Annotated in this window: 25 protein-coding genes; 14 read left to right on the top strand and 11 right to left on the bottom strand. The window is 72.1% G+C overall.

What is annotated here, in order from left to right; translation table 11 throughout:
- The first annotated feature begins 27 nt into the window (after window positions 1-27).
- The 8 genes from ACZ7P3_RS33630 (at window position 28) to ACZ7P3_RS33665 (ending at window position 7,668) form a co-directional block, all read left to right on the top strand.
- On the top strand, window positions 28-909 hold the full coding sequence (locus tag ACZ7P3_RS33630) for a pyrimidine reductase family protein (protein WP_472087451.1): 882 nt from the start codon (window positions 28-30) through the stop codon (window positions 907-909).
- 129 nt (window positions 910-1,038) lie between these two features.
- Window positions 1,039-1,512, top strand: a complete 474-nt coding sequence (locus ACZ7P3_RS33635; protein WP_472087453.1) for an indole-3-glycerol phosphate synthase — start codon at window positions 1,039-1,041, stop codon at window positions 1,510-1,512.
- Between the two features lie 240 nt (window positions 1,513-1,752).
- Entirely contained in the window at window positions 1,753-3,144 is a 1,392-nt protein-coding gene (gene murC / locus ACZ7P3_RS33640) for a UDP-N-acetylmuramate--L-alanine ligase (protein WP_472087454.1), read from the top strand.
- Between the two features lie 14 nt (window positions 3,145-3,158).
- The gene (gene msrB / locus ACZ7P3_RS33645; RefSeq protein ID WP_472087456.1) at window positions 3,159-3,566 is read left to right on the top strand and encodes a peptide-methionine (R)-S-oxide reductase MsrB; all 408 of its coding nucleotides are present in this window, start codon (window positions 3,159-3,161) and stop codon (window positions 3,564-3,566) included.
- Window positions 3,567-3,645: 79 nt separating this feature from the next.
- On the top strand, window positions 3,646-4,941 hold the full coding sequence (locus tag ACZ7P3_RS33650) for a PP2C family protein-serine/threonine phosphatase (RefSeq protein WP_472087457.1): 1,296 nt from the start codon (window positions 3,646-3,648) through the stop codon (window positions 4,939-4,941).
- A gap of 284 nt (window positions 4,942-5,225) precedes the next feature.
- A complete protein-coding gene (locus ACZ7P3_RS33655) occupies window positions 5,226-6,353 on the top strand; it encodes an ABC transporter ATP-binding protein (protein ID WP_472087459.1) in 1,128 nt (375 codons plus the stop codon).
- The gene (locus tag ACZ7P3_RS33660) at window positions 6,350-7,003 is read left to right on the top strand and encodes an ABC transporter permease (RefSeq protein WP_472087460.1); all 654 of its coding nucleotides are present in this window, start codon (window positions 6,350-6,352) and stop codon (window positions 7,001-7,003) included. Before ACZ7P3_RS33655 ends, ACZ7P3_RS33660 begins: the two co-directional genes overlap by 4 nt.
- Entirely contained in the window at window positions 7,000-7,668 is a 669-nt protein-coding gene (locus tag ACZ7P3_RS33665; RefSeq protein WP_472087461.1) for an ABC transporter permease, read from the top strand. The genes ACZ7P3_RS33660 and ACZ7P3_RS33665 overlap by 4 nt, the downstream gene beginning before the upstream one ends.
- A 4-nt stretch (window positions 7,669-7,672) precedes the next feature.
- Here the strand turns inward: ACZ7P3_RS33665 and ACZ7P3_RS33670 are convergent, their stop codons facing one another.
- From ACZ7P3_RS33670 to ACZ7P3_RS33685, 4 genes are read right to left on the bottom strand one after another with little or no spacing between them, the layout of a single operon-like run.
- The gene (locus tag ACZ7P3_RS33670; protein WP_472087462.1) at window positions 7,673-8,296 is read right to left on the bottom strand and encodes a GTP-binding protein; all 624 of its coding nucleotides are present in this window, start codon (window positions 8,294-8,296) and stop codon (window positions 7,673-7,675) included.
- Complete coding sequence (locus tag ACZ7P3_RS33675; protein WP_472087463.1) at window positions 8,283-8,705, bottom strand: DUF742 domain-containing protein; 423 nt, start codon at window positions 8,703-8,705, stop codon at window positions 8,283-8,285. Before ACZ7P3_RS33675 ends, ACZ7P3_RS33670 begins: the two co-directional genes overlap by 14 nt.
- A gap of 32 nt (window positions 8,706-8,737) precedes the next feature.
- The gene (locus tag ACZ7P3_RS33680) at window positions 8,738-9,208 is read right to left on the bottom strand and encodes a roadblock/LC7 domain-containing protein (RefSeq protein ID WP_472087465.1); all 471 of its coding nucleotides are present in this window, start codon (window positions 9,206-9,208) and stop codon (window positions 8,738-8,740) included.
- Entirely contained in the window at window positions 9,205-11,712 is a 2,508-nt protein-coding gene (locus ACZ7P3_RS33685) for a sensor histidine kinase (RefSeq protein ID WP_472087467.1), read from the bottom strand. Before ACZ7P3_RS33685 ends, ACZ7P3_RS33680 begins: the two co-directional genes overlap by 4 nt.
- Window positions 11,713-11,930: 218 nt before the next feature.
- Here ACZ7P3_RS33685 and ACZ7P3_RS33690 point away from each other — a divergent pair, with 218 nt between their 5' ends.
- From ACZ7P3_RS33690 to ACZ7P3_RS33700, 3 genes are all read left to right on the top strand, one after another.
- Complete coding sequence (locus ACZ7P3_RS33690; protein WP_472087468.1) at window positions 11,931-12,890, top strand: ABC transporter substrate-binding protein; 960 nt, start codon at window positions 11,931-11,933, stop codon at window positions 12,888-12,890.
- Window positions 12,891-13,512: 622 nt separating this feature from the next.
- The gene (locus tag ACZ7P3_RS33695) at window positions 13,513-15,558 is read left to right on the top strand and encodes an NAD(+) synthase (RefSeq protein ID WP_472087470.1); all 2,046 of its coding nucleotides are present in this window, start codon (window positions 13,513-13,515) and stop codon (window positions 15,556-15,558) included.
- 256 nt (window positions 15,559-15,814) lie between these two features.
- Window positions 15,815-17,227: an MFS transporter gene (locus ACZ7P3_RS33700; protein ID WP_472087472.1), complete on the top strand. Its 1,413-nt coding sequence runs from the start codon at window positions 15,815-15,817 to the stop codon at window positions 17,225-17,227.
- Between the two features lie 57 nt (window positions 17,228-17,284).
- Here ACZ7P3_RS33700 and ACZ7P3_RS33705 read toward each other — a convergent pair whose 3' ends face one another.
- From ACZ7P3_RS33705 to ACZ7P3_RS33720, 4 genes are all read right to left on the bottom strand, one after another.
- Entirely contained in the window at window positions 17,285-18,271 is a 987-nt protein-coding gene (locus ACZ7P3_RS33705) for an Lrp/AsnC family transcriptional regulator (protein WP_472087474.1), read from the bottom strand.
- 35 nt (window positions 18,272-18,306) lie between these two features.
- Window positions 18,307-18,762 (bottom strand): tellurite resistance TerB family protein, encoded by a 456-nt coding sequence (locus ACZ7P3_RS33710; RefSeq protein WP_472087476.1) that lies wholly within the window; start codon window positions 18,760-18,762, stop codon window positions 18,307-18,309.
- A 180-nt stretch (window positions 18,763-18,942) separates the two neighbouring features.
- Window positions 18,943-19,392, bottom strand: a complete 450-nt coding sequence (locus ACZ7P3_RS33715; protein WP_472087478.1) for a DUF6114 domain-containing protein — start codon at window positions 19,390-19,392, stop codon at window positions 18,943-18,945.
- A gap of 4 nt (window positions 19,393-19,396) precedes the next feature.
- Window positions 19,397-20,092: a DUF6230 family protein gene (locus tag ACZ7P3_RS33720; protein ID WP_472087480.1), complete on the bottom strand. Its 696-nt coding sequence runs from the start codon at window positions 20,090-20,092 to the stop codon at window positions 19,397-19,399.
- Window positions 20,093-20,737: 645 nt separating this feature from the next.
- Here ACZ7P3_RS33720 and ACZ7P3_RS33725 point away from each other — a divergent pair.
- A complete protein-coding gene (locus ACZ7P3_RS33725) occupies window positions 20,738-21,391 on the top strand; it encodes a Tat pathway signal sequence domain protein (protein WP_472087481.1) in 654 nt (217 codons plus the stop codon).
- Between the two features lie 34 nt (window positions 21,392-21,425).
- Here the strand turns inward: ACZ7P3_RS33725 and ACZ7P3_RS33730 are convergent, their stop codons facing one another.
- Window positions 21,426-22,370: a lytic polysaccharide monooxygenase auxiliary activity family 9 protein gene (locus ACZ7P3_RS33730; RefSeq protein WP_472087482.1), complete on the bottom strand. Its 945-nt coding sequence runs from the start codon at window positions 22,368-22,370 to the stop codon at window positions 21,426-21,428.
- Between the two features lie 547 nt (window positions 22,371-22,917).
- Here ACZ7P3_RS33730 and ACZ7P3_RS33735 point away from each other — a divergent pair.
- Entirely contained in the window at window positions 22,918-23,565 is a 648-nt protein-coding gene (locus ACZ7P3_RS33735) for a ScbR family autoregulator-binding transcription factor (protein ID WP_472087483.1), read from the top strand.
- 23 nt (window positions 23,566-23,588) lie between these two features.
- Complete coding sequence (locus ACZ7P3_RS33740) at window positions 23,589-24,788, top strand: damage-control phosphatase ARMT1 family protein (protein WP_472087484.1); 1,200 nt, start codon at window positions 23,589-23,591, stop codon at window positions 24,786-24,788.
- Here the strand turns inward: ACZ7P3_RS33740 and ACZ7P3_RS33745 are convergent.
- Together ACZ7P3_RS33745 and ACZ7P3_RS33750 are read right to left on the bottom strand one after the other, a co-directional pair.
- Entirely contained in the window at window positions 24,765-26,027 is a 1,263-nt protein-coding gene (locus tag ACZ7P3_RS33745) for a cytochrome P450 (protein ID WP_472087486.1), read from the bottom strand. The genes ACZ7P3_RS33740 and ACZ7P3_RS33745 overlap by 24 nt on opposite strands.
- Window positions 26,024-26,815: an alpha/beta fold hydrolase gene (locus ACZ7P3_RS33750; protein WP_472087488.1), complete on the bottom strand. Its 792-nt coding sequence runs from the start codon at window positions 26,813-26,815 to the stop codon at window positions 26,024-26,026. Before ACZ7P3_RS33750 ends, ACZ7P3_RS33745 begins: the two co-directional genes overlap by 4 nt.
- Window positions 26,816-26,835 lie beyond the last annotated feature (20 nt).

Below are 26,835 nucleotides of genomic sequence, written 5' to 3' on the forward strand. Positions count from 1 at the left end.
GCTAAGCGCCGTGCCACACTGCACGTCATGCGACGCCTGTTCCCTGTGACCGACGAGACACCAGCCCGGGCCTTCTGCGGGGGCGAGGAAGGGGCGGAGGCGAGGGGTGCGGCCGGCACCGCCGACGCCCATGCGCCCAGTGCGCCCGGTGGGCCTGCCGGGGCCGATGCCCTCGTGGACCGCGAGTGGAGCCTTGCCGAGCTGGCCGCCGCCTACGCCTACCCGCAGCCGGGCGCCGGCGCCCCGCGGCCGTGGCTGCGGGCCAACATGGTCTCGACGCTCGACGGCGCCGCCCAGCACGAGGGGCGCTCGCAGCCCATCTCCGGCGCGGCCGACATGCGCGTCTTCGGCACGCTGCGCGCGCTCGCCGATGTGATCGTGGTGGGCGCGGAAACGGTACGTCAGGAGGGGTACCGCCCCGCACGCGCGCGTGCGGAGTTCGCGGAGGCCCGCAGGGCCGCCGGGCAGGGCCCGGCCCCGGCGGTCGCGGTCGTCACCGCCGGCCTGGACCTGGACTTCTCCCTCCCGCTGTTCACCTCGCCCCTGGTGCCCACGGTGATCCTCACCGGCGCCGCCGCGGGCCCGGACCGGATCGCCGCGGCCGAGAAGGCCGGGGCCCGGGTCGTCGTCGCCGGGGACGGCACGGGTGTCGACCCCGCCCGCGCGGTGCGCGCTCTCGCCGATCTCGGCCACACCCGGCAGCTCACCGAGGGCGGGCCCCGGCTGCTCGGCCAGCTGGTGGCCGCGGAGGTGCTGGACGAGCTGTGCCTGACCCTCTCGCCGATGCTCACCGCGGGGGGCGCGCAGCGCATCGCGGGCGGGCCGTCCGTCGCCGTCCCGCGCCGGTTCGAGCTCGTGTCCCTGCTGGAAGAGAGCGGATTTCTGTTCGGTCGCTACCGTCGGTTCTGAAAATCGGCGGAATCTGCCATTCCGTTTTGCTTTCGGCGGGCACACTAAGTCCGGCACTACCCGTGCGATCACGGGGCAGGATGGTTTCCGCAGGGCCCTGCCGGGCCCACGGAGGAGAAGAGGCGCCTGGTGTTCACAAGCGTTCTGATGATCGAGAAGGCCCTGACGTCCGCCGACGTGGAGTTCGTCACCACCTTGCACGGAGACGAAGCGGTCGCCTTCCATGTGCTGCTCCAGCCGCGCGGCGACCAGGCGGACCGCCTGCTGCGGGCCATCGACGACATCGCGCTCGGGGAACTGGACGAGGCCGTTCGTGAGGGTGGGACGCCCGAGGGCGACGAGGCCAGGAGCGTCGGACAGCAGGCGCTCGTCGTCTCCCTGACGGCTCTGCGGGCGGCCGGCAGCGAGGCCGAGGGACGGCTGGTCGAGGATCATCCGCTGGATGCGCTGAAGTCCCTGGTCGCCGAGGCCGGCGCCGACGAGGTGATCGTGCTGACCGACCCGCACTACGTGGAGGAGTTCTTCCACCGGGACTGGGCCTCCCGGGCCCGGCACAAGGTGGGCGTGCCGGTGCTGAAGCTGTTCTCGCACAGCAAGGCGTAGTCGCTCCGCTCCGGGAAACCGTGGGTGCCGTTCCGGGCGCGGGTACCAGTGGTGCGGGTGCGGGTGCGGGTGCGGGTGCGGGTGCGGGTGCCGGCGCGGTGCGTGTGCGGTGCGTCGCGGACCGGTCGCGGAGTTCGCCGTGCCCCGGTCCGGACCGGCGGGGCCCGTTGCAGGGCGACCCGTGCTCCAGCGCATAGGCTAGGGCTGCTCAGCCTCGTACCGGATCTTATGGAGACACGCATGGCACCCGGACTTCCCACCGCCATGGACCGACCGCACTTCATCGGCATCGGCGGCGCCGGGATGTCGGGGATCGCCAAGATCCTTGCGCAGCGCGGGGCCGAGGTGGCCGGCAGTGACGCCAAGGAGTCGGCGACCGCCGAGGCGCTGCGGGCGCTGGGCGCCACCGTGCACATCGGGCATGCCGCCGGGCACCTCGCCGACGACGCCAGCTGTGTCGTCGTGTCGTCGGCGATCCGCAAGGACAATCCGGAGCTGGCCCGCGCGGCCGAGCTGGGGATTCCGGTGGTGCACCGGTCCGACGCGCTGGCCGCGCTGATGCAGGGGCTGCGTCCGATCGCCGTGGCCGGTACCCACGGCAAGACCACCACCACCTCCATGCTGGCCGTCTCCCTCTCCGAGCTGGGGCTGGAGCCGTCGTACGCCATCGGCGGCGACCTGGACGCGCCCGGCTCGAACGCGCTGCACGGCGACGGCGACATCTTCGTCGCCGAGGCGGATGAATCGGACCGCAGCTTCCACAAGTACGCGCCCGAGGTCGCCATCGTCCTCAACGTCGAACTGGACCACCACGCCAACTACGCCTCGATGGACGAGATCTACGAGTCCTTCGAGGCCTTCGCCGGGAAGATCGTCCCCGGCGGCACCCTGGTGATCTCCGCCGACCACGAGGGCGCGCGCGAGCTGACGCGGCGGCTGGCCGGCACGGTGAAGACCGTGACGTACGGCGAGGCCGAGGACGCCGATGTGCGGGTCCTGGCCGTCGTACCGCAGGGGCTGAAGAGCCAGGTCACCGCCGTGCTGGGGGGGCAGGAGCTGACCTTCGCGGTCTCCGTGCCCGGCCGTCACTACGCGCACAACGCGGTCGCCGCGCTGGCCGCCGGTGCCGCCCTGGGCATTCCCGCCGCCGAGCTGGCGCCCGCGCTGGCCGCCTACACCGGTGTCAAGCGTCGCCTCCAGCTCAAGGGCGAGGCGGCCGGGGTGCAGGTGATCGACTCCTACGCCCACCACCCCACCGAGATGACCGCCGACCTGGAGGCCATGCGGGCCGCCGCCGGTGACGCGCGCATCCTCGTCGTCTTCCAGCCGCACCTGTTCTCCCGCACCCAGGAGCTGGGCAAGGAGATGGGCCAGTCGCTGGCCCTCGCCGACGCCTCCCTCGTGCTCGACATCTACCCGGCCCGCGAGGACCCGATCCCCGGGGTGACCAGCGAGCTGATCATCGAGGCCGCGCGCGCGGCGGGCGCCGACGTGACCGCCGTGTCCGACAAGGCGGAGATCCCGGCGGCGATCGCGGGAATGGCGAAGCCCGGTGATCTCGTTCTCACCATGGGCGCGGGTGATGTGACCGACCTGGGCCCGCAGATCCTGGACCGTCTGTCGCAGCAGTAGAGGGGCTGAGGCTCATGTCGTACGACGTCGAGAAGCCGGACGAGCAGTGGCGCGCGGAGCTGACTCCGGCCGAGTACGCCGTGCTGCGCGAGGCCGCCACCGAGCCGGCCTTCACCGGTGAGTACACGGACTCCAAGACCAGGGGCGTGTACTCCTGCCGGGCCTGCGGGGCCGAGCTGTTCACCTCCACGACCAAGTTCGAGTCGCACTGCGGCTGGCCGTCCTTCTACGACCCGAAGGACAGCGACGCGGTGGAACTGATCGAGGACCGCTCGCACGGCATGGTCCGCACCGAGGTGCGCTGTGCCCGGTGCGGCTCCCACCTCGGCCATGTCTTCGCGGGCGAGGGCTACCCGACCCCCACCGACCAGCGGTACTGCATCAACAGCATCTCGCTGCGGCTGGAGCCGGACGAGGCCTGACCTCACCGGGGCTCACGGGGCGGCCGGGACATCAGGGACTGGTGCCCGGCCCGCTCCGGTTTGAGATTCTGTGAAGGTGATGGGTGTCGCGCGCTGGATCCAGGCCCGTCGCAGACCCATGCCTCCCCACGGTCACCGCCGCGACGACGGAGCCGGCGAGCCGGAGAGCGGGACGGTGCGACTGGAGGAGCTGCGGGCCGCCGCCGCGGGGATCGGCACCACGCTCGACGAGGAGACGACCTGCAACGAGCTGACCCGGGCCACCGTCCGGCTGACCGGCGGCGCGGCCGCGATCATGCGCCGCATCGGCAAGACGGTCTCCGGATACCAGTCGATCGCCGGTGAGGAGGATGTGCTGCCCGATGCCCGGTGGGCGATGGCCGTGGCCCGGGACGCGGGTACCCCGGCGGCCGACAGACAGCCGGAGCCATGGATCGAGCAGCCACCGAACCTCCGCGGGCTGCCCGCGCTCTGCGTGCCGCTGACCAGCGGAAGCGATCAGTACGGTGTCCTGGTCACGGGGCGGCACGGAGCGCGGTTCACCCGTTCGGAGGCCGAGCAGCTCACTCTCCTCGCCGAACGCGCCACCTCCCACATCCGGCACGCCCGCGCCTACGACCAGGTCAGCCGGACGGCCGGTGACCTGCAACGCGCGCTGCTCGCGGAGCCCGGCCGGCCGCACCCGAACCTGGACGTCGCCATCCGCTACCTGCCGGCCGGCAGCAGCCGGGTGCTGGTCGGAGGCGACTGGTGCGAGACCGTACGGCTCCATTTCGGCCGTACGCTGCTGGTCGTCGGCGATGTGATGGGCCACGGTCTGGAGGCCGCCGTCGACATGAGTGCCTACCGCTCCTCACTGCGCTACATCGCCTCCTCCGACCTGCCCCCGCACCGGGTGCTGCGGCAGATGGACGACATCGCCTCCGGCGAGGCCGACCGGAGGCCGGCCACCTGTCTGCTCGCGCGGATCGACCCGGGACGGGGGCAGATCACACTCGCCAGCGCCGGTCATCTGCCGCCGGTGCTCATCAGCGAAGACGGCCTGGCCGCACCGCTGCCCGTGCCCGTCGGGCCACCGCTCGGCACCGGCTTCGGCGGCTACGAGTCGGCCACCCACAAGCTGGCCTCCGACGAGACCCTGGTGCTCTTCACCGACGGGCTCGTCGAGCGCCGCGGCGAGGACATCGACAGCTCCATGGCCCGCCTGTCCGCCCTGCGCTTCACCGCCGGCCACGGCGTGGACGAGGTTCTGGACACCATCCTGACCACCCTGGACGCGCGTCACGCGGAGGACGACGTGGCGGTCCTCGCGGCCCGGCCGCACCCGCGGCAGTCGGCCGCGGAGATGCTGGACGGCGTCGAGGTGACGGGGTGACGGGGTGACGGGGTGAGCGTGCACACCTTGACGGCCTGACCGCGATGACCGCGACTCCCGCGATGACTTGACCGCGAGCCCGGCGAGCCGGGCGGGGCGGACCGCTGTCGGTGTCAGGGCGAACGCGAGCCAACTCACAGGTCAGACAGGGTCCGGTCACGCAGGGTTGCGGTCACTGTCCCGCCAAAGTGCTGAAACACTCGCCGTCTAGACTCTCCCGGCAACGGACCAGGTTCTCCCGGCAACGGCCCAGGCTTCGCCAAATCCGAAGGGTACGCGGCGTTTTGATACGGATAGATGCAGTTACCAAGCGGTACCCGGACGGCACGGTGGCCGTCGACGGGCTGTCGTTGGAGATACCGGACCGCGCGATCACCGTCCTCGTCGGCCCCTCCGGCTGCGGCAAGACGACGACCCTGCGGATGATCAACCGGATGGTCGACCCCAGCGAGGGCAGCATCCTCCTCGACGGCCAGGACATCCGGCAGCAGCCGGTCAACACCCTGCGCCGTTCGATGGGATACGTCATCCAGAACGCCGGTCTCTTCCAGCACCGCACCATCCTCGACAACATCGCGACCGTGCCCCGGCTGCTCGGCTGGAGCAAGCAGAAGGCACGGGCGCGCGCGGCGGAGCTGATGGAGCGGGTCGGGCTCGACACCGCGCTCGCCAAGCGGTACCCGTACCAGCTCTCCGGCGGCCAGCAGCAGCGCGTCGGCGTGGCCCGGGCGCTCGCCGCCGACCCGCCGGTCCTGCTGATGGACGAGCCGTTCTCCGCGGTCGACCCGGTGGTGCGCAAGGTCCTGCAGGACGAACTCCTCAGGATCCAGGACGAGCTGGGCAAGACCATCGTCTTCGTCACCCACGACATCGACGAGGCCATCAAGCTGGGCACGATGGTCGCCGTGCTGCGCACCGGCGGCAGGCTCGCCCAGTTCGCCCCGCCGGCCGAACTGCTCAGCGCGCCAGCCGACCGCTTCGTGGAGGACTTCCTCGGCGCCGACCGGGGCATCCGGCGGCTGTCCTTCTTCTCCTCGGGCGAACTGGAGCTGCAGACCGCGCCCGTGGTCGCGATCGACGCGAGCGCGGAGAAGCTCGCCTCTCCCGGCCCGGCCCCCCATCTCCTGGTGACGGACACCGACGGCAGGCCGCTCGGCTGGGGTGCGCCGGACGACCTCACCGCCGGCCCGGTCGACCGGGACCGGCTGCTGCCGTTCGGGCGGCCGTTCGTGCCCGGCAGGGACTCGCTGCGCACCGCGCTCGACGGGGCCGTTCTGTCGCCGACCGGCTGGGCGGTGGCCGTGGACGACGAGGGGCGTGCCGTCGGTGTCGTCTCCCAGCAGGTGATCGGCGAGGCGATCCGCGCCGCCCACGCCGGGGGCGGCCGGCAGGACGCGAAGGCCGTGCGATGAGCGGCTTCTTCGACATTCCGAGCGACCTCCAGTACGGCTACTTCGGGCTGATCGGCCTGCATCTGCGGGAGGCCCTGCTGCCGGTGCTGGCCGGACTGCTCGTCTCGCTGCCGGTGGCCCAGCTGTGCGTGCGGTTCCGCTGGCTCTATCCGCCCGTGTTCGGCGTGACCACCGTGCTGTACGCCATCCCGTCCCTGGCCTTCTTCGTCGTCCTCATCGACTACACCGGCCTGAGCGAGACGACGGTGATGATCCCGCTGGCGGTGTACAGCCTGGTGGTGCTGGTCCCCGCCATCGTGGACGGTGTCCGCTCGGTGCCGCCGGAGACCCTCGCGGCCGCCACGGCCATGGGGCTGGGACCCGTACGGCGTTACCTCCAGGTCCAGTTGCCCATCGCCGTACCCGCGATCATCGCGGGCCTGAGGGTGGCGACCGTGTCGAGCATCTCCCTGGTCAGCGTCGGCATGCTCATCGGCAACCAGGGCGCCCTCGGCAATCTGCTCAACGACGCGCAGATCTACCACCGGCCCGAACTCGCCGTGAACTCCGTGCTGACCACGGCGGTCCTGGCGATCCTCGTCGACGCCCTGCTGGTCCTCGTCCGTGTCCTGCTGACCCCCTGGATGCCGCGGAAGGGTGCCACCCGGTGAACGTACTCAACTTCGTCCAGGCCTTCTTCAGCGACGGCGCGCACTGGCACGGCCAGGACGGCATCCCCACCCGCGTCACCGAGCACCTCCTCTACTCCCTGCAGGCGCTCGCCGTCGCCGCCGCGATCGCCCTGCCCGTCGGCCTGGTCACCGGCCACTACGGGCGCGGCGGCAACGCCCTCGCCCTCATCGCCACCGCCGGCCGCGCGCTGCCCAGCTTCGGCCTGCTGGTGCTGATGTTCACCTGGCTCGGTTTCGGGCAGCTGCCGGTGATGATCCCGCTGGTCGCGCTCGCCGTACCGCCGATCCTGGTCACCTCCTACGAGGCGGTCCGCTCCCTCGACCCGTCACCGGTGGACGCGGCGCGGGGCATGGGGATGTCCGAGCCGCGGGTGCTGGTGCAGGTGGAACTCCCCGTCGCGCTCCCGCTGGTGCTCAGCGGGCTGCGCACGGCGGCCATCCAGATCGTCTCCACCGCCACCATCGCCGCCTACGTCAGCTTCGGCGGCCTCGGCCGCTACATCATCGACGGCCTTTACCAGAAGGACTACGAGAAGGTCGTCGGCGGCGCCACCCTGGTCGCCGGGATGGCGCTCGCGACGCTCGCACTGTTCTGGGCCGTGTCCCGGATCGCGGTCTCGCCGGGGGTGCGCCGCGGCAACTGAGGATTCAGGGCCTTTCTCCCGGGAGGCCCTGCTCCTCGGTGCGGGCCAGCGCCAGTTCCAGGACGACGAGCAGCGCGTCCCGCACGGAGCCGCGCTCCCGGGCGTCGAACACCACCACCGGGACGCCCTCGGACACGTCGAGGGCCCAGCGGACCTCGTCCAGCGAGTGCTCCACCGTGCCGTCGAAGGCGTTGACCGCCACCGCGAACGGGATGTCCTTGTGCTCGAAGTAGTCGACGGCCGCGTAGCAGTCGTCCAGACGGCGCGTGTCGACGATGACCAGGCCGCCGACCGCGCCCTCCACGATGTCGTCCCACATGAACCCGAACCGCTCCTGCCCGGGCGTGCCGAACAGATACAGCTTCAGGGTCGGGTCGATGGTGAGGCACCCGAAGTCCATCGCCACCGTGGTGGTGGTCTTGCGCGGGGTGTGCGTGAGGTCGTCCACGCCCGCCGCGACCTCGGTGATCGAGGCTTCGGTGGTCAGCGGCTCGATCTCCGAGATCGAGCCGACGGTGGTGGTCTTGCCCACGCCGAAGCCGCCCGCGATCACCACCTTCACCGGCAGCGGCGGCCGTACGGCGGCGGGTGCGGCCACGCCCCCGGTGAGCGGTTCAGTCGGTGTCACTCGGTACCCCTCGGGAGTCGGGAACGGCCCGCAGGCCGTCGATGACCCTGCGCAGGACGGAGGCGTCATGGGTGGCTTCCGCATCGGGTATGTGGACCGCCAGCTGCCCCGCCTCGCGCAGGTCTTCGGCCAGCACACGGACCACGTTGAGGTGCAGCCGCAGCCGGGCCGCGAGTTCCGCGACCGACTGCGGCAGCCGGCAGGCGGCGACGATGTCGTACCGCTCGAAGGAGAGCCGGCCGAGCGCGTCGAGGCCGGCCGCGGTGGCCACCACCTGGGTCTCCACGGGCAACGACCGGCCGGGGGCGGCGTCCGCCACCCGGCCGGCGGTGACCAGGAACGGCCGCACGGCGGGGGCGGGGCCGACCGGGTCCGCTTCCCGGTCCGGGCCCGGGGTGCCGTCCGCCATGCCTGTCAGCTCTTTCTCTCCGCGCGGACGTCTCAGCCGATGGCGCCGACGCTGTTCTTCAGCTCCAGCACCAGCTGCGGGCTGAGCGCGCCACCGGCGCGGTTGGCGAACAGCGTCATCTCGTAGGCGATGTTGCCGAGTTTGGCGTCCTTGTCGGCGACCACGCCGAGGACGGCGCCGCTGCCGATCGCGGAGACGATGACATGGCCGCCCTCCAGATCGATGATGACCTTGTTCAGGCCGCCCAGGCCGTAGTTGCCGGAGGCGCCCGCGGCCAGGCTGGTGATGCCCGAGACGATCGCGGCGAGCCGCTCGGAGTGGGCGCGCTCGCGCAGCTCGGAGACGGCGATCAGCAGGCCGTCGGAGGAGACGGCGATGGCGTCGACGACGCCGGCGGTCTCGGTCGCGAAGCGGTGCAGCAGCCAGGTGAAGTCGGCTGCGGCTGCCTGCAGGTCGGTCGGCGTGGTGCCGCCCGTCGGGGTGTCACCTGTCGACGTGCTCACTGCTCGGCTCCTTCCGGAAGGTGGTTCTGCTCGTGCGGCTGGGTGGGCGTGGAGGGAAGGTCGGGGTCGCCCTCGGGGCGGGGTCGCCGGGTCGGCGCGGGCGGAAGGTCGGGGTCGCCCTCGGGGTGGGGTCGCCGGGTCGGCGCGGGCGGAAGGACGGAAGCGCTCTCGGGGTGGGGTCGCGCGTGGCTTCCGGTCTCGCAGTCCTGGTGGGCGCGTTCCACCGCCGCCTCGAACTCCTCCAGCTCGCTGCGCTCCGCCTCCGCGTCACGCGGGCGGGCCGCCTGCGGCACGGCCTGGGCGGTGCCGGCAGTCGTGCCGGCGGTCGTGCGGAGCGTGGCCCCGCGCACCCGGCGGCGCAGGGGGCGGGCGGTGCCGGAGGGGACGGGCTGCGGCCGCTCCCCGGGGACGGCGGCCTCGCGGCTCGGAAGGCGGCGGGGCAGGGAGCCGGCGGCGCCGGTCCGCTCCCCGGCGGAGTCGGACGGTACCGGTCCGGAGGCGGCGTCCGCCGCCGCCGGTGCCACGGCGACCGGCTCCGCCACCGGGCTCGGCGTCAGCAGCAGGGCGGCCGGCAGGGTCGCCTCGGCCGTCACGCCGCCGCCCGGGGTGTGGGTCAGCTCGACCCCGATCTCCCAGCGGCGGGCCAGCGCGCCGACCACGAACAGGCCCAGCACCTTCGTCGGGACCAGGTCCAGGCGTTCACGGCGGATCAGGCGGGCGTTCTCCTCGGCGAGGCGCTCGGCACTCATGCCGAGGCCGTGGTCGGTGACGACGACGTGCGCGCCGTCGGCACCGGAGCGCACGGTCACCTCGACGGGGCTGCCCTCGGGGGAGAACGACACCGCGTTCTCCAGCAGTTCGGCCGTCATCAGGGTGAGGTCGCCGATGACGTCCGGTCCGACCAGGGCGTCCGAGGCGGCGTACAGCCGTACCCGCTGATAGCCCTCGATCTGTCCGAGCGCGGCCCGTACGACGTTGGACAGCGCCGTGGGACCGTCGTCCAGCCCGGTCTCCCGGATGCCCGCGAGCAGCATCAGGCTGTCGGCGTTGCGGCGCAGGCGTACGGCGATGTGGTCGATGGAGTAGAGGCGCTCCAGCAGCGCGGGGTCGGTCTCGCCGCGCTCCACGGAATCGATCAGCGCGAGCTGGCGCGTGGTCAGGTTGCTGACGCGGCGGCCGACGTTGCCGAACATCTCGGCGGTGTTGCGGCGGCTGAGCACCTGGCGCTCCAGGAGGGCGCCGGCGGTGGTCTGCACCCGGTTGAACGCCTCGGCCAGATCGCCGATCTCGTCGCGTGCCGTGACCGGCATGTCCCGCAGCCGGGGCGGCCCGTCGTCCTCGGCGTCGTCGTCGGCCACCCGGGCCAGTTCGCGTCCGGCCACGTCGGCGACCTCCCGCGCGGCCCCGGTCAGCGCCTGCACCGGCCGGATCACCGAGCGGCGCACCAGCACCGCGAGGGCGATCCACAGCGCGAAGCCGATGACCGCGCACCACAGCAGCAGGCCCGCGCGCCACTTCGCGGAGGAGGCGGCGTCGTCGGCGCGGTCGGCGATCTGGCCGATCAGCGCGGTGGTCATCTTCAGCCGGGCGGCGGCCTGCTCGGGGTAGTCGGGGTAGTGCTCCAGCGCGCTCTGGACGGCCCGGCGTATCTCCTCCCGGCTGCCCGCCTCCAGTCGGGTGGGGTCGATCTGCAGCTCGGCGTACGACTCGGCGATCTTCAGCTGGGCGGGGGTGTGGTCGATGCCGGCCAGCTGCCGGGCCTGGTCCTCGGTGGCGAACCGGGAGAAGCGGTCCGACTGGTGGGCGTAGAGGTCGTAGGAGCCGACCGCGTTGGTGAACTCGATCAGCGCGTTGGTGTCCCCGGTGGTCGCCGAGAACACGCTGGTCTCGAAGGCGCCGTGGGCGGCGTCCGTGCGCAGCAGGGAGTCCAGCAGGTTGCCGGTGAAGGTGGTCGCGAGGGTGGTGTTGCGGTCGAGCCCCAGACCGTCGATCACCCCGCTCGCCGCGTCCGTGTAGGCGGGGTCGATGTTGTCGGCCGGGAGATAGCCCCGCTCCACGCTCTGGCGCAGGCTGGACAGGCCTTCGACATCCCTCAGTGCCTGCTTCTCGGCGTCCGGCAGCCGGTCGCCGAAGGTGTCGCGCACCTTCTTCACCTGGTCGTCCACCGCCTCCTGCGCGGCACGGTAGGTGGCGAGCGAGGGCTTGGAGTAGCCGGATTCATGGCGTGCGGAGAGCAGGATCGCCTGCTGGTGCTCGGCTTCCACACGGTCCATCAGCCGGGCGACCTGTGCGCTGTCCCGAACCAGCCGGGCCGCCGATCCGGCGCTGTCCGACTGCTGGATCAGGTCGGTGACCGGGTACCACAGCAGGACGGCGACGACGGCGAGCGGGATGCCGACGAGCAGGTTGAGCTTGCGCCGGAAGGGCCAGCGGTCGGCGAAGCCCCGCACACCGCTGTGTACCGGGGCATGCCGGGCGGGCGCGTCCACCTGGTTCGTGGACACCTGGCCTCCTTCGGGGGGTGCCTTGTGGCGGAAGCGGGCCCCGTGCACCGCTGTGACCGATTTCAACTGCCGTGAGACTACCGCGTCCTTGAAGCGTCAATGAGCACGGCTTTTATCAAGAATCCGTTACAAGGCGCTGCCAACTGATCGCAGATCGAAGCCAATCAGTGACCTGGATGCACTTGACTGGTCTAGAACTGGCTGGATTGGATCAATGGGTGACTTTCACCAAGCGCATCAGCAGGCCCATCCGGAGGAACCGAGGCGCGGCGGCGGTCGCCCTTGCGGCGGCCACGGCCCTGCTGGCGGGCTGTAGCTCCTCCGACGGCAAGGGCGACGACCCCCTTTCGGACAACAAGGCCGGCGGCGACACCGTCGTCGTCGGATCCAACAACTTCGCCGAGAGCATCCTGCTCGCGGACATCTACGGCGAGGCCCTCAAGGCCAAGGGAATCAAGGTCACTTACAAGCCGAACATCGGCAGCCGCGAGACCACCTACGGTCTGCTCAAGAACGGCTCGGTCTCCGTCCTGCCCGAGTACAACGGCGCGTTGCTGGCCTACCTCGACCAGAAGGCGGCCCCGAAGACCGTCGAGGAGACCACGTCCGCCATCGAGGCCAAGCTGGACTCCAAGCTGAGCCTGCTCAAGCCCTCGCCCGCGCAGAACAAGGACTCGGTCACGGTCAACGCGAGCACCGCGAAGAAGTACCACCTCACCGAGAAGTCCTCCATCGCCGACCTGAAGGACGTCGCGAAGGACGTGGCCATCGGCGCCTCGCCGGAGTTCCAGACCCGCCGGCAGGGCCTGGTCGGCCTTAAGGACGTCTACGGCCTGGAGTTCAAGTCCTTCAAGGCGCTGGACGCGGGCGGCCCGCTCACCCAGGCGGCGCTGACGAAGGACGCCGTGCAGGTGGCGGACATCTTCACCACGGACCCGACCATCACCAAGCAGAAGTTCGTCGTCCTGCAGGACCCGAAGAACCTCTTCGGCTACGAGAACGTGCAGCCCCTCGTCCACAAGGGCGCCCTGCCCCAGAAGGGCGCCGACGCGCTCGACGCCGTCTCCGTCAAGCTGGACACGACGACCCTGCTGGACCTGGACACCCAGGTGCAGTCGCAGAACAAGGACCCGCTGGACGTCGCCAAGGCCTGGCTGAAGTCCGCCGGCCTCGGCTGACCGATGGACGTCGCCAGGGCCTGGTTGAAGTCCGCCGGCCTCGGCTGACCGATGGACGTCGCCAGGGCCTGGTTGAAGTCCGCCGGCCTCGGCTGACCGACCGCGGCACGGGCGCGACCGTGGCCACGACGACGCGGGTGTCCCCGGAGGCCGGGGGCACCCGCGTCGTGCTCGACGGCACCGGCCTCGGACCGGCCGCGCCGGTCCGCCCCGCCGACGGTGCTGCGGAGGCGTACGGAGGCGTACGGAGGCGTACGGTGCTCCTGTGCACGCCCTGCGGCCCTGCCCCGGGCCGGCCGGCCCTCCACCGTCGCGGCCGCCGCCCTGCCGGCCGGCACCGAGGGCCGCCCGCTGACCGGCGACATCACGACGGCGGCCGGCCTCCTGCCCCGGCCCGCCCAGCCGCGCGCGCCGAGGCCCGGCCGACTCGTGCAGCTGTGAGCACGAGGGGCCGCCCGATTCGTGCAGCTGTGGGCGCCGAGGCCCGGCGTGCAGCTGTGAGCGCCGAAGTCCGGCCGACTCGTGCAGCCGTGAGCGCGGAGGGTCGGCCGGCGACGGCGCGCGCCCCGGATGTGATCCACTGCAAGGTGTCCATCCGTCGTGTTCTCCTGAGGAAGCCCCGTTGAACTTCTGGTCGATCTACCAGCACGGCTTCGCACGCATCGCCGCGTGTACGGGCCACTCCGCCATCGCCGACCCGCACACCAACGCCGAGGCCGTCCTGCGACAGGCGCGCCGGTGCGCCGAGGAGGGGGTGGCCGTCGCCGTCTACCCCGAGCTCTGTCTGACCGGCTACTCGATCGAGGACCTCCTGCTGCAGGACGCGGTCCTCGACCAGGTCGAAGAGGCGCTCCAGACCATCGTGGCCGGGTCGGCGGACCTGCTGCCGGTGCTGGTCGTCGGCGCCCCGCTGCGCCACCGTCACCGGATCTACAACTGCGCGGTGATCGTGCACCGCGGCCGGATCCTCGGTGTCGCGCCCAAGTCCTACCCGCCGAACTACCGCGAGTTCTACGAGCGGCGGCAGATCGCCTCGGGCGAGGACGAGCGCGGCGGCACGATCCGGGTGGCCGACGCCACCGTGCCGTTCGGGGTGGACCTGCTCTTCGAGGCCGAGGACGTCCGCGGCCTCGTGCTGCACGCGGAGATCTGCGAGGACATGTGGGTGCCGGTGCCCCCGAGCGCGGAGGCGGCGCTGGCCGGGGCGACCGTGCTCGCCAACCTCTCGGGCAGCCCGATCACGGTCGGCCGCGCCGAGGACCGGCGGCTGCTGTGCCGCTCGGCGTCCGCGCGCTGCCTCGCCGCGTACGTCTACGCGGCGGCCGGACTCGGCGAGTCGAGCACCGACCTGTCCTGGGACGGCCAGACCATGATCTACGAGAACGGCGCGCTGCTGGCCGAGACCGAGCGGTTCCCGCTCGACGATCAGATCGCGGTGGCCGACGTGGACCTCGACCTGCTGCGTCAGGAGCGGCAGCGGATGGGCACGTTCGACGACAACCGTCGTACCCACGCCGCCCGTACCGGCGGCTTCCGCAGGGTGCCGTTCCGGCTCGACCCGCCTACGGCCGACCTCGGTCTGCGGCGCCGCGTCGAACGCCTCCCGTTCGTGCCCGCCGACCCCGACCGCCTCGCGCTGGACTGCTACGAGGCCTACAACATCCAGGTCGCCGCCCTGCAGCAGCGGCTCGCTGCGATCGGCGGCCCCAAGGTCGTCATCGGGGTGTCCGGCGGCCTCGACTCCACGCATGCGCTGATCGTCGCCGCCCGGGCGATGGACCGCGCGGGCCGCCCGCGCAGCGACATCCTGGCCTTCACCCTGCCCGGCTTCGCCACCAGCGAGCACACCAGGGACAACGCCCACCAGCTGATGCGCGCGCTCGGCGTCACCGCGGCCGAGCTGGACATCACACCGACCGCACGGCTCATGCTGCAGGAGATGGACCACCCGTTCGCGTCCGGTGAGCCGGTGTACGACATCACCTTCGAGAACGTGCAGGCCGGGCTGCGCACCGACTACCTGTTCCGGCTGGCCAACCAGCGCGGGGGCATCGTGCTCGGCACCGGCGACCTCTCGGAACTGGCGCTCGGCTGGTGCACCTACGGCGTGGGCGACCAGATGAGCCACTACAACGTCAACTCCGGTGTGCCGAAGACGCTGATCCAGCACCTGATCCGCTGGGTCGTCAGCAGCGGCCAGGTCGACGAGGGGACCGGCCGGACGCTGGCTGCCATCCTCGACACGGAGATCAGCCCGGAGCTGGTGCCCGGCGAGGAACTGCAGTCCACCGAGTCGAAGATCGGCCCCTACGCGCTGCACGACTTCACCCTCTTCCATGTGCTGCGCCATGGATTCCGCCCGTCGAAGATCGCCTTCCTGGCCTGGCACGCCTGGCACGACCGGGAGGCCGGCGCCTGGCCGCCCGGCTTCCCCGAGTCCGAGCGGGTGGCGTACGACCTGCCGGAGATCCGGCGCTGGCTGGAGGTCTTCTGCCGCCGCTTCTTCGCGTTCGCGCAGTTCAAGCGCTCGGCCATGCCGAACGGACCGAAGGTCTCGGCCGGCGGTTCCCTCTCGCCGCGCGGCGACTGGCGCGCCCCGTCGGACAGCACGGCCCGGGCCTGGCTCCGCGACCTGGCCCGCTTCGACGCACCGGACGAGGGACGGTAGCCGCCCGGGGTGTGAGGTCCCCGCACCGGGGACGGGTACGAGGGAAGGATCCCGCACCTTTCCCTGCCTGGTTCGCGCTCGCATTCCTGCGGTGGGCGGCAGCCGCCCGGCACGTGAGTTTTCTGCACCGGGGACAGGCGCGAGGGAAGAATTCCTCATACCTTCCCGTCTGGTTGGAGCCTGCCTCCCTCGCACTCGCACGCTGACCCCTGCCGGCCCGTCCGGGCCGGCGCGTGTCGAGTGCGAGAGGAACCCCATGACCACGGAACGCGTGCGGCCCGCCGAGGCCCACCGATGGCGCTGGCCCGCCCTGGCCGCCCTGCTGCTGGGCGAGGCGATGAACCTGCTGGACGCGACCGTCGTCCAGGTCGCCGCACCCGCCGTCCACGCCGATCTGGGCGGCTCGGTCTCCGACGTCCAGTGGTTCGGCACCGCCTACACCCTGCCGTTCGCGGTGCTGCTGATCACCGGCGGCCGGCTCGGCGACCTCGCCGGCCGGCGCCGCCTGTTCGTCCTCGGGGTCGTGGCCTTCACGGCGGCCTCGGCGGCCTGTGCCCTGGCACCCACGGCGGGCCTGCTGATCGCCTCCCGGGCCGTGCAGGGCGCGGCGGCGGCCCTGATCATCCCGCAGACCATCGGGCTGATCAAGGCGATGTTCTCGGGGGAGGAGACGGCGAAGGCGCTGGGCAGCATAGGCCCCGTGATGGGCCTCGCCGCCGTCTGCGGGCCCGTCCTCGGCGGTGTCCTGACCCACGCCGATCTCTTCGGCTCCTCCTGGCGGGCCGCGTTCCTCGTCAACGTGCCCGTGTCCGCGATGGTCCTGGCCCTCGCCCCGCTGCTCCCGGAGGACCGGGCACCGGTCCGGCCGGCCCTCGACTGGCCGGGTACGGCGCTGGCGGCGGCCGGCACCGGGCTCGTCGTGTACCCCCTCATCGGCGCCGATGTCACCCAACTCACCGTGCGGCGCTGGGCGTTGATGCTCGCCGGACTGCTCGCCCTCGCCGGCTTCGCACGGCACCAGCGGCGCTCGGCCCGGCCCCTGCTGGAGCCCGGCCTCTTCACCCACCGGGGCTTTCCCGCCGCCCTCGTCGCCTCGACCGCCTTCTTCGCGGTGACCAGCGGAATGACCACGGTGGTCGTCCTCCAGCTCCAGCTCGGCGCGCACACCGGCGTGCTGGCGGCGGGCCTGAGCCTGATCCCCTGGTCGGCCGGTCTCGCGGTCGCCTCCTGGCTCGCCGGCGCTCGTCTGGTACGGCGGTACGGGCGCCGGGTGATGCCGTACGGGCTCGGCACACTGCTCGCGGGCCTGCTCGCCGCCGCCGGGGCCTACCGCACGGCCGCGCCCGGTCACTACCCGGCCGCGCTGCTGCCCTGCCTCGCCCTGGTCGGCCTCGGTGCCGGTCTGTTCACGCCCGCCTTCTTCACTCTCGCCCTGCATCCGCTGCGCCCCCAGGAGGTCGGCTCGGCGGCCGGGCTGCTCAACGCGGTCCAGCAACTCGGGGCCACCATGGGCGTGGCGGTGCTCGGCAGCGTGTACCTCGCCGGTGCGGGGACCGGCGGCCGGGCTGCGGCACCGCACGCCGCCGCGGCCGCGTGCTGGGTGGCGATGGGGCTCGTGGGGGTGTGCATGGCCGCGAGCGTCCGGGTGGGTGCGCCGGACCGGCCCTGAAAGTGCCGAGGACGGCCTGCTCGCCCCGGTCGACCGCGGGGCACGGAGGCGTCGGCGTCAGCCGGGTCCGCGGCGCAGCCGGGCCAGGTCCGTCAGTGACGGGCTCGCCGCCTTCAGGGTGCGCAGCACGGGGCTCGTCTCCAGCGTCCGTACCGCCCGCAGCGCGCCGAGCCGCCGGGTGAGATAGCGGTGCAGGTCGGCCGGGTCGCGGCAGAGCGCCTGGGCGACCAGGTTCGTCGGCCCCGTGGTCGCTGCCACGAAGGCCAGCTCGTCGTGGCCGGAAAGGGCGACGGCGACCTCCTCCAGGTCCGCCGGGCGCACCGACAGCCACAGCAGCGCCCTGGCCCGCACCCCGAACAGCCCGGCGTCGACCTCCACGTCGAAGAACAGCGCGCCCGCCGCCCGCAGCTCGGCCAGCCGCCGGGCCACGGTGGCGGGCGACCATCCCGTAGCCCGCGCCAGCTCACCCTGGCCGAGCCGGCCGTCCTTCTCCAGCGCCGCCAGCAACGCCGTGTCGCCCTGCTCGGGTTGGCGTACCCCTTCCGCGGTGATGCGGTGGGCCAGCGCCGCCTGCTGTTTCTCGTCCAGAGCCTGGGCGCTGCGCCGCCAGTTCGCCGGGCCGCCCAGATAGGTGTGCAGCAGGCAGTGCGCGGACACGGAGGTGATGCCGCCGGTGCGCGGGATGTCCCGCAGCAGGAGCGAGTCGGGCGAGGCGTCCGCGGCCGGAGCGTGGATCACCGCCGTGATCTCGGTCCCGCCCGAGGTGAGCTTCACCCAGGAGGTGTCCGGCCGCCGTACCAGCGCCTGGGCGATGTCCTGCGCGGACCGGGCCGTCGCGGTGAGCCGCACCAGCCACTGCGTGCGTCCTGCCCGGTGCGGATCGGCCAGGCCCACCACCCTCAGCCCGGCCCCGGTGCGCAGGCTGCGGTAACGACGGGCAACGGTCTGCGCCGACACGCCGAGCACCGCGGCGATCCTGCTGAACGGCGCACGGCCGTCCATGTGCAGGGCGTGGATGAGGGCACGGTCGAGATCGTCGAGCATGCCCCCATCCTCCCGGTCACCGGGACGCCGGTGGATCAGAGGTCGAACTCGTGCGGCGGCAGGTCGAGCGTGTAGCACGCCTCGCGCACCACGCCCTGCTCGGTCTTGTCGAAGTCACCGTCCGCGCCGCCGATGACGATGCCGATCTGCACCACGGCGCGCGCCTCGGCGGGCTTCTTCTTCGCCTTGGCGATCTCCTGGAGCACGCTCACCTTGCCGAAGTCGAAGTCGGTGGTCAGCCTGTTCAGGTTCTCCTCGAAGCGGCGCCTGAGGTCGTCCGCCGGGAAGTTCTGCAACACCTCGTTGGTGGCGATGAGCTGGGCCACCCGCTGCCGCTCCGCCGGGTCGACGGTGCCGTCGGCAGCGGCCACGAGCGCGCACATCGCCATGCTCGCGTCGCGGAAGGCACCGCTCTTCAGGTCGTTCTTCTTCGCCACCAGCTGGGTCTGCATCTGCGACGCCGACTCCTTGACGCGGTCCCACAGGGCCATGCGAACTCCTCATATCCACGGTCGATTGCTTCGGCAGGAACGTCTACGGCAACGCTCACATGAACTTCTACAACAACGTAGAAACTCATGAGGTGGCCGATAAGTTCCGACGGACGGGACCGGGGATGAAGTTCCCGCGTCATTCGTTCGAGGACATGGTGATGGTCGCACCGCGGCCCCTCAGGCGGGTTCCCCCGCCCCTTCTGCCAGGCTCTGTGCCGCGGCCCGGGCCTGTTTGCGGCGCCGGCGGCGGCTCACGCGGGGCTCCTGGTCGGGGAGCCAGCCGAAGGCGAGACAGCTTCCGGTGGCGCCGAGGAGAAGGCCGATGAAGAAGCCGCCCAGGTTCGAGGTGAGCCAGGTGCCCAGGGAGAGCAGGATGCCGGTGAGGGAGTAGAAGAGCCGCTGGCCGGGGTTGAAGAGGACCAGCAGGCCCAGCAGCACCATCAGGGCCGGCAGCAGATAGCCGGCCAGGCCCTGCATGCCGATGTGCATCACGACCTTCATCGAGGCCTTTTCGGTGAGCAGGATCTCACCGCCGCCCAGGGCCAGCAGCAGCCCGCCCCAGAACGGCCGGCGGGCCCGCCATCCGCGGAAGGCGGGCCTCAGCGCCTGACGTGGACGCTCCGGCATCGGATCAGCAACCCGAGTCACTGAAGTGGAGCCTGAGACCGGGCAGCTTGAACACGCCGGCCGTGGTGGCGTAGTTGGTCTGCCGCAGGTCGCCGATGTGCACGGTGTCGGCCTGCTGGCTGAAGACGCCGATCGGGCCCTTCGCGTTCGCCTTGTTCAGAGTGCTGGCGTCGTTGCCGATCTCGATGTTGTTGAAGGCAGCGTTGCCCGACAGCTCGGTGGAGTCGGTGGTGAGGTCGCTCGCGGTCACCTTCTGTTCGCCACCGCCCGCGGTGATGAGCAGGTTGGTGCCGCCGAGGTCCACGCTCTGGCACAGCTTGGTGAGCGTGGCGTTCTTGATCGCGGAGGTGATGACGAGCACCTGCCCGCCGGTGTCTCCCGCGTTCGGGCTGCCGTCCGCCATGTTGTCGAGGCCGCCGAACTGCTCGAAGCCGGTGCCGTCGAGATCCGTCGCCGTGACCGTGAACGGCATGCCCGAGATCGCGAACTGGACCCCCAGCGCCCCCTGTGCGGTGAGGATCGCAAGGCCCGCGGCGACCAGGGTGGCGGGCACCGCCATGACCGCGGCCCTGCGCAGCCGGACCCGCCCCCGTCTCTCGCCGCCGGCGGTCCCGGATGCGGCGGATACGTCGGACGGTGAACCGCTTTCTGGGTTCTCGGGGGTGTTGTCGGCGGACGAGAAGTCCGGGGACGAGGCCATGTCTGCTCCCATAGGCATAGATCAAATGCGGGTTGGGCTTCAGTGGCGCGTTGTCCTGGCGCGGACAGCGGCTGACGCGCACGCCTCCTCGCACTCCCGACGGATGCAAGGGCTTTCTCACTACGCGGCAGTAGCCTGCGAGGAAGTTACCGCCGGTTACTTTGAAGGGTCAAGGGAGTTGTGAAAAAAGGGTGTTGGATGTGCGCGGGGGCCGACTGAGGCGATCGGAAAGAGGTATCGGACCGGGCGTCGACAACAGCAACTCCCTTGCGGCGCCTTGACGTTGATGGTTGAGCGGGTCTACAACTCTCCCTGGTTTCCCTCGGATCCGTGGCGCCGGATCCGCCGAGCGGTGTCGCCGCTTCCCGGCCTTCCCCAGCAATCGCTCCGCACCAGCGCGGCACCGGCACGATCGGCCGTCCCCCGGCCCGTGCCCGGCCGCTCCCTGTCCGGCCCGGTCGGAGGCCCGCCCCCGAGGTCTTCGGCCGGTGCCCGATCCGCCGCCGCTGCCGGTCCGTCACGTACGGAGAAGGCGTCACGGACCGGCAGCGGCGGCGTCCCCCCATGCCCCGTCACCGCCCCCACGCGCAGCACCACCCCCCACTTCACCTCACCTTGCCCCCACCTCAGGAAAGAGGCACCCGCATGCGCAACCGCTCCCTCCTCGCCCTCGCCGGAACCGTCACCGCGCTCACCGTCGCCGCGGCCGTCCCCGCCTCCGCCGACGGCACGGCCGTTCTGACCACGGGCAGTGCCGGCGGCACCGCCGCCGCGGTCGGCGACACCCTGACCGCACCGCTGGCCAGTGGCACCTCCGCGACGCTCTACTCCAGCGCGACCGGCACCAGCGGGGTCACCTGTACGTCGTCCCAGTTCACCGCGACAGTCGCGAGCAACCCGGCCGCCCCCGGCTCGGCCACCGAGTCGGTCACCGGGCACACCTTCGCCAGTGCCGGCTGCACCAGCAACGTCACCGGTGTGCTCGGTGTCAGCGGTATCACCGTCGACCATCTGCCCTACACCGCGACGGTGGCCTCCGACGGCACCCTCACCGTCTCGCCGGCCGCCGGCTCCACCATCCAGACCACGGTCAAGCTGCGCACCCTGCTGGGCACCATCACCTGCGTCTACCAGGCGCCGAGCCTGACCGGGAAGACCGACAACAGCGACAGCAGCATCACCTTCACCAACCAGCAGTTCACGAAGTCCTCCGGTTCGTCGCTCTGCTTCGCCAGCGGCTACTTCACCGCGAAGTACGCCCCGGTCACCGACGCGGGCGCCCAGGTCTACGTCAACTGACGCGGGACCAGTGGCCCTGCACGCAAAAAAAGGTTCAGCGTCGTCGCAGACGCAGGACCAGGGCGGCGCCCCCGGTGAGTACCAGCACCGCGGCGGCGCCGCCCGCCAGCAACGGAGCCGAGGGGCCCGCGTCGGAGCGGGTCGTCTCGGCCACCGGTGTGCCGGCCTCGGCGGTGCCCGCGGGTGATGAACTTGCCTTTTCCGCCACGGGAGTCGAACTCGCCGAGGAGGGTTCCGCCGCCGTCGGGGCGGGGTGCGCGCCGCCCGGTGTCCGCGAGGCGCCGGGCGCCTTCGTGCCCCTCGCTCCCGTACCCGAGTCCTGCGCCGATCCCGTGCCCGAGCCCTGGAACACCACGTCGGAGCAGGAGTAGTACGTGTCCGTCGTGCTGCTGTTCTGCCAGATCGTGTACAACATCTGACGACCCGTCCGGTCCTTGGGCAGCGTCGCCGGTATGTGGTACGCCCCGTCCGTCAGCGGCGGGTCCGTGACCTCGGCGAAGGGGCGCGAGGGCAGGTCGGACCACTTCAGCGGCTTCGCCGGGTCGTAGCCGGGCTCGGTGAGGTACAGCCGGAACGTTCCGGTGTGCGCGATCGTCGAGGCGTACGTCATCGTCAGCCGGGCGCCCGGGGCCAGGCGGGTCGCCGGCCAGTCCCGCCGGGCCAGATCGAGGCCGCGGTAGGCGGGCAGGTTACCGCTGCACAGCCGGCCGTCCGGGATCACCTGACGGTCCCGGCCGTTCACCCCCGCCACGCGCAGGTTGTCCCACGCGGTGAAGGGGGCGCCGTTCGAGGTGATCGCCGCCCGGCAGGCCGCCGAGCGGTTCGCGCTGCCGCCCTCGGGGGAGCAGGCGTAGACCCGGCTGACCGGGTCCGTCGGAGCGCCGTGCGCCTGGGCGGGCCCCGCCGTCCACGGCAGGAGCAGGAGCGGGGTCGCCGCAGCGGCCGCCGTGACGCTCAGGCGGGCGGTCATCCGGGTCATCCGGGACATCTCCTCGGCGGGCGCGGGAACGGGGTCTGCCGCGTCCAGTACGCGAGCCACACCGCCCGCGTTCACCCGCGCCCCGCGCCCCGCGCCCCGCGCCCCACGCCCCGCGCCCCGCGCCCCGCGCCCCGCCCCGCGCCCGGTGGCTCGTGCCTGGCCGCTCGGGAGCGGTCGGTCGGGGAGCCGGTCGGCCTGGTGCAGGACCGGTCGGTCATGGACAAGACCGGTCGGGCTGTTTCTGCGGCCACCGTGCGGTCCTGCCGGCGGGGCGGCCCCCGCGCCCCGCAGGTCGGCGACCGGGCGTCCGGAGACCGCCGAGCGTTGGCTTCCGGAAACAGCTGAACATCAGTGGATCAAAGGCATTTGCTGCTGGTCATTTGCAATTTGCAAGGGCTGGTGCCTGGTGTCGGGCGCCCGAGTTACACGTGTCCGATGAGAAGTCCACCCATCCGACTCCCAAAGTCGCCCGGTGAGTTATCGTAGGCATGGGGGCAAAACAAACCGCGTGTCCCGTTCGTTCGAGCCGCGAGGAGGGGTGAGGTCGATGGCGAGGCAATTGCGCGCCGAGCAGACCCGGGCGACGATCATCACGGCCGCCGCCGATCTGTTCGACCGGCAGGGCTACGAATCCACCAGTCTGAGTGACATCGTCGGGCATGCACAGGTGACGAAGGGAGCGTTGTACTTCCATTTCGCCGCCAAGGAGGACCTGGCCCACGCCATCCTGGAACTCCAGGCCAAAGCGGCTCAGCAGCTCATGGCCGACAGCGAGGGTCGTGGCTGCTCGTCCCTGGAGTCCCTGATGCGGACGACGTTCGCCATGGCCAGGCTCGCCGTGGAGGACCCGGTACCGCGCGCCGGACTCCGCCTCGCGACGGCGGACGTCTCCGTACGGCCGCCGCTCAGGCATCCCTTCACCGAGTGGCTGGACTTCGCCACCCTGAAGTTCGGCGGCGCCGTCAAAGAGGCGGACGTGCACACCGAGATCGACGTAGGTGTGGTCGCTCATTCCCTCGTCTGCTTCTTCGTCGGCACCCGGGTCGCCGGCCGCTCGCTCGAACCGGTCGGGCGACTGCCCCGCAGGGTGGCGGAGATGTGGCTCCTCATGGTCCGGGGCCTGGTGCCGGTGCACCGCCGCCCCCGCTATCTGACCCTCGCCACGCAGCTGGAGCGTGAGATCAGAGCGGGCTGACCGCGCGCGGTACCGTGACGGGCATGCCCGCCACCCCCGCCGCGCCCGTGCTCCTCGGCAACGAACCAGGCTCGTTCCCGCACAGTGTGCTGGCCGAGCGGCATCCCGCGATCATCCGACAGGTCCGGGACGCCTTCCCGTACGGCCCTGGGCAGCACCGCGCGCTGGACGAGCTGCTGAAGAGCTGCACGGCAGGCGTGATCGAGCCGCTGCCCGAGGACGCGGGCGACCGGGACCGATGGCGTGCCTGGGGGCTGGACGGCTATGCCGGACGGTCCTGGTTCGACGTGCCCTGGCTGTGGTCCGAGAGCTACTTCTACCGTCGGCTGCTCGACGCCGTCGGCTATGTCGGCCCGGGCGCCTGGCAGGGCATCGACCCCTTCCGCCCGTTCAAACGCGCCGAACTCGACGCCCCGGAGACCGACGAGGAACTCGCCGCGCTCGACGCGCTCCAGGACCGGCCGGAGCGGGAGCGGGCCGACGCCCTGCTGCACGGCTCGCTGTGGGGCAACCGTGCCGACCTCGGCTTCCGCCTCTCCGCCGTCGGCACCGAGGCCGCGGAACCGGCCCCCGCCCTGGTCGCCGACGACAGCGAGACCCTGTGGGCGCTGCTGCCGCCCTCCGGCACCGGCACGCTCTGCCTGGTCGCGGACAACGCGGGCCGCGAACTCGTCCCCGACCTGCTCCTGATCGCCCATCTCCTCACCGAGGGGCGGATCGGCCGGGCCGTCCTGCACGTCAAGCCGTACCCCTACTACGTCTCCGACGCCACGACCGCCGACGTGGTCGACGCCCTGCAGCGCCTGGCCGCCGCCCCGGGCGCGGCCGCCGGGTACGGGCGCCGGCTCTGGTCGGCCATGGCCGACGGCCGCCTCACTGTACGCGCCCACCCCTTCTCCGCCTCACCGCTGCCCTACGCCGACCTGCCGGACGACCTGCGCGCCGAGTTCGCCTCGGCCACGCTCACGCTCTTCAAGGGCGACCTCAACTACCGCCGGCTGGTGGGCGACCGGCTGTGGCCGCCCACCACGCCCTTCCGGGACGTGACCGCCCACTTCCCCGGACCGGTCGCCGCCCTGCGCACCCTGAAGTCCGACGTGATCACCGGCCTGTCCGCAGCCACCGAGGCCGCACTGGTCGCGGCGGAGGACCAGCGCTGGCGCACCGGCGGCACCCATGCGCTGATCCAGGTGAACGCGTCAGACGACGGTCAGCGGAAGTGACTTGATGCCGTTGATGAAATTCGACACCAGCCGCGCCGGCGGACCGGCCGGGCGCGGGGCGGGCAGGGCGCGCAGCACCTCCTCGTAGAGCAGGCGCAGCTGCAACCGGGCGAAGTGGGCCCCCAGGCACACGTGCGGACCGTCCCCGAAGGAGACGTGCGGGTTGGGTGTACGGGCGAGGTCCAGCCGGTCGGGCTCGGCGAAGACGCGCTCGTCGCGGTTGGCCGAGGCGTGGAACACGACCACCTTGTCGCCCGCCCGGATCCGCCGGCCGGCCAGCTCGGTGTCCCGCGCGGCCGTCCGGCGGAACGTGAGCACGGGCGGATGCCAGCGCAGCAACTCCTCGACCGCGCCCCCGATGCCGGCCTTCCCGGCGCGCAGCAGCTCGTACGACTCCGGGTCCTCGGCCAGGGCCAGCAGTCCGCCGGGGGCCGCGCTGCGCACGGTGTCGTTGCCGGCGACGGTGAGCAGGAAGAAGAACATCTCCAGCTCGGCGTCGGCGAGTTCCGGATCGCCCGCGACCGTCGTCATGATGTCGTCGGCGGGATGCCGTCGCTTGTGTGCGGCCAGCTGCCGGGCGTAGGCGAACATGTCCTCCAGCATCGCCGGTGACCGCGGATCCACCGGCTTGCCCGCCCCGTCCAGCACCGGGGACGGGGCCTCGTCCGGATCCTGGTAGCCGATGACCCGCTGCGTCCACTGCAGCAGCAGCCGCCGGTCGCTCTCCGGAACACCCAGCAGATCGGCGAGGTTCAGCAGGGCGTACTCGTCGGTGACGGCGGCGACCAGGTCGGCCGTGCCGTCGCCCGACCGGGCCCCGTCCACCGCCCGGTCGAGCAGATCGCGCGCCCGCTCGCGCGCGAGAGCCGCGAACCGGTCGACGCGTCCCGGCGTGAACGCCCGGCTCACCAGTCGCCTCAACCGGCCGTGGTGCGGGGGATCCTGATTGAGCATCATGCGCCGGATGAACGGCAGATCCTCCGGGGCCGGGTCCCGGATCTGGGTCGCGCCGACATAGGAGGAGTACGTCGCCGAGTCCTTGAGCACGCGCACCACGTCCGTGTGCCGGGTCACCGCCCAGAACCCGGGCCCCGCCGGCCAGCCCAGCATCTCCGGCTCCTCCTGCCGGGCCACGGGGTGGTGGTCGCGCAGCACCCGGTAGTCGCCGTACGGCACCCCGGCGGCATACCGGCGCGGGTCGAAGACGTCGGGCACCGGCGGGGCCTCGCGCACACTCACGCCGGCCCGCCCTCGTCCGTCGCGTCCGCGCGCAGGAAGTCCTCCACCGTGCGGATCAGCTCCAACGGGGTCTCGTCCATGGCGTAGTGCCCGGCGCGGGCCAGGACGGCCAGTTCGGCGCGCGAATACCAGGACATCCATGTCTGCCGCATCAGTGCCGGGGACAGCGCAGGGTCCAGGTCCCCGGCCACCGCCAGCGCGGGCACCTCGCTGCCCTCGACGTCGGCGCGGAAGTCGTCGCCCGCCCACGAGTCGAGCCAGGCCCGGAACGCCTTGGCGTCGCTGCACTCCAGCGAGCGGTCGACCATCCGGTCCAGCCAGGCGGCGGGGCGGCGGCCCCCGGTGGTGAAGTCGATGATCGCGCGCCGGTTCTCCGGCCTGTGCGCCGCGTCCGTGAACAGCGCGCCCTGCTCGCCGGACAAGGGCAGCCCCGAGGCGGGGACCGGGGAGACGCCGGCGATCCGGCGCAGCCGGTGCGGAGCGACCGACAGCAGCCGTTGCGCCACCGACCCGCCCATGGAGTGCCCGATCACCGAGAACCTGTCCCAGCCGAGCCGGTCGGCCAGCTCGACCAGGTCCACGGCCGCCTCGGTCGTGGTGAAGGAGCCCACGGCGTCCCTGGCGCGGCCGTAGCCGCGCAGATCGACCAGGGCGTAGGTGAAGGCGGTGCGGTCGAGGTCCGGCAGGACGGCGGCGTAGGCGGTCCGGTCGGCGAACCAGCCGTGCACGGCGAACACCTTGTGGGCGCCGTCGCCGTGCACTTCATGAGGCAGCAGGAAGGAGGTCATGCGCCTACCGTGGCCCGCGC

Source organism: Streptomyces sp. NPDC107581 (genome assembly GCF_055657175.1).

Bases quoted from the DNA above. Each gene is read 5' to 3' on its own strand.
- ACZ7P3_RS33650 (WP_472087457.1), top strand. From the start codon at position 3,646: ATGGGTGTCGCGCGCTGGATCCAGGCCCGTCGCAGACCCATGCCTCCC.
- ACZ7P3_RS33735 (WP_472087483.1), top strand. From the start codon at position 22,918: ATGGCGAGGCAATTGCGCGCCGAGCAGACCCGGGCGACGATCATCACG.
- ACZ7P3_RS33715 (WP_472087478.1), bottom strand. From the start codon at position 19,392: ATGCCGGAGCGTCCACGTCAGGCGCTGAGGCCCGCCTTCCGCGGATGG.
- ACZ7P3_RS33740 (WP_472087484.1), top strand. From the start codon at position 23,589: ATGCCCGCCACCCCCGCCGCGCCCGTGCTCCTCGGCAACGAACCAGGC.
- ACZ7P3_RS33700 (WP_472087472.1), top strand. From the start codon at position 15,815: ATGACCACGGAACGCGTGCGGCCCGCCGAGGCCCACCGATGGCGCTGG.
- ACZ7P3_RS33750 (WP_472087488.1), bottom strand. From the start codon at position 26,815: ATGACCTCCTTCCTGCTGCCTCATGAAGTGCACGGCGACGGCGCCCAC.
- ACZ7P3_RS33705 (WP_472087474.1), bottom strand. From the start codon at position 18,271: ATGCTCGACGATCTCGACCGTGCCCTCATCCACGCCCTGCACATGGAC.
- ACZ7P3_RS33725 (WP_472087481.1), top strand. From the start codon at position 20,738: ATGCGCAACCGCTCCCTCCTCGCCCTCGCCGGAACCGTCACCGCGCTC.
- msrB (WP_472087456.1), top strand. From the start codon at position 3,159: ATGTCGTACGACGTCGAGAAGCCGGACGAGCAGTGGCGCGCGGAGCTG.
- ACZ7P3_RS33710 (WP_472087476.1), bottom strand. From the start codon at position 18,762: ATGGCCCTGTGGGACCGCGTCAAGGAGTCGGCGTCGCAGATGCAGACC.
- ACZ7P3_RS33630 (WP_472087451.1), top strand. From the start codon at position 28: ATGCGACGCCTGTTCCCTGTGACCGACGAGACACCAGCCCGGGCCTTC.
- ACZ7P3_RS33675 (WP_472087463.1), bottom strand. From the start codon at position 8,705: ATGGCGGACGGCACCCCGGGCCCGGACCGGGAAGCGGACCCGGTCGGC.
- ACZ7P3_RS33720 (WP_472087480.1), bottom strand. From the start codon at position 20,092: ATGGCCTCGTCCCCGGACTTCTCGTCCGCCGACAACACCCCCGAGAAC.
- ACZ7P3_RS33730 (WP_472087482.1), bottom strand. From the start codon at position 22,370: ATGACCCGGATGACCGCCCGCCTGAGCGTCACGGCGGCCGCTGCGGCG.
- murC (WP_472087454.1), top strand. From the start codon at position 1,753: ATGGCACCCGGACTTCCCACCGCCATGGACCGACCGCACTTCATCGGC.
- ACZ7P3_RS33660 (WP_472087460.1), top strand. From the start codon at position 6,350: ATGAGCGGCTTCTTCGACATTCCGAGCGACCTCCAGTACGGCTACTTC.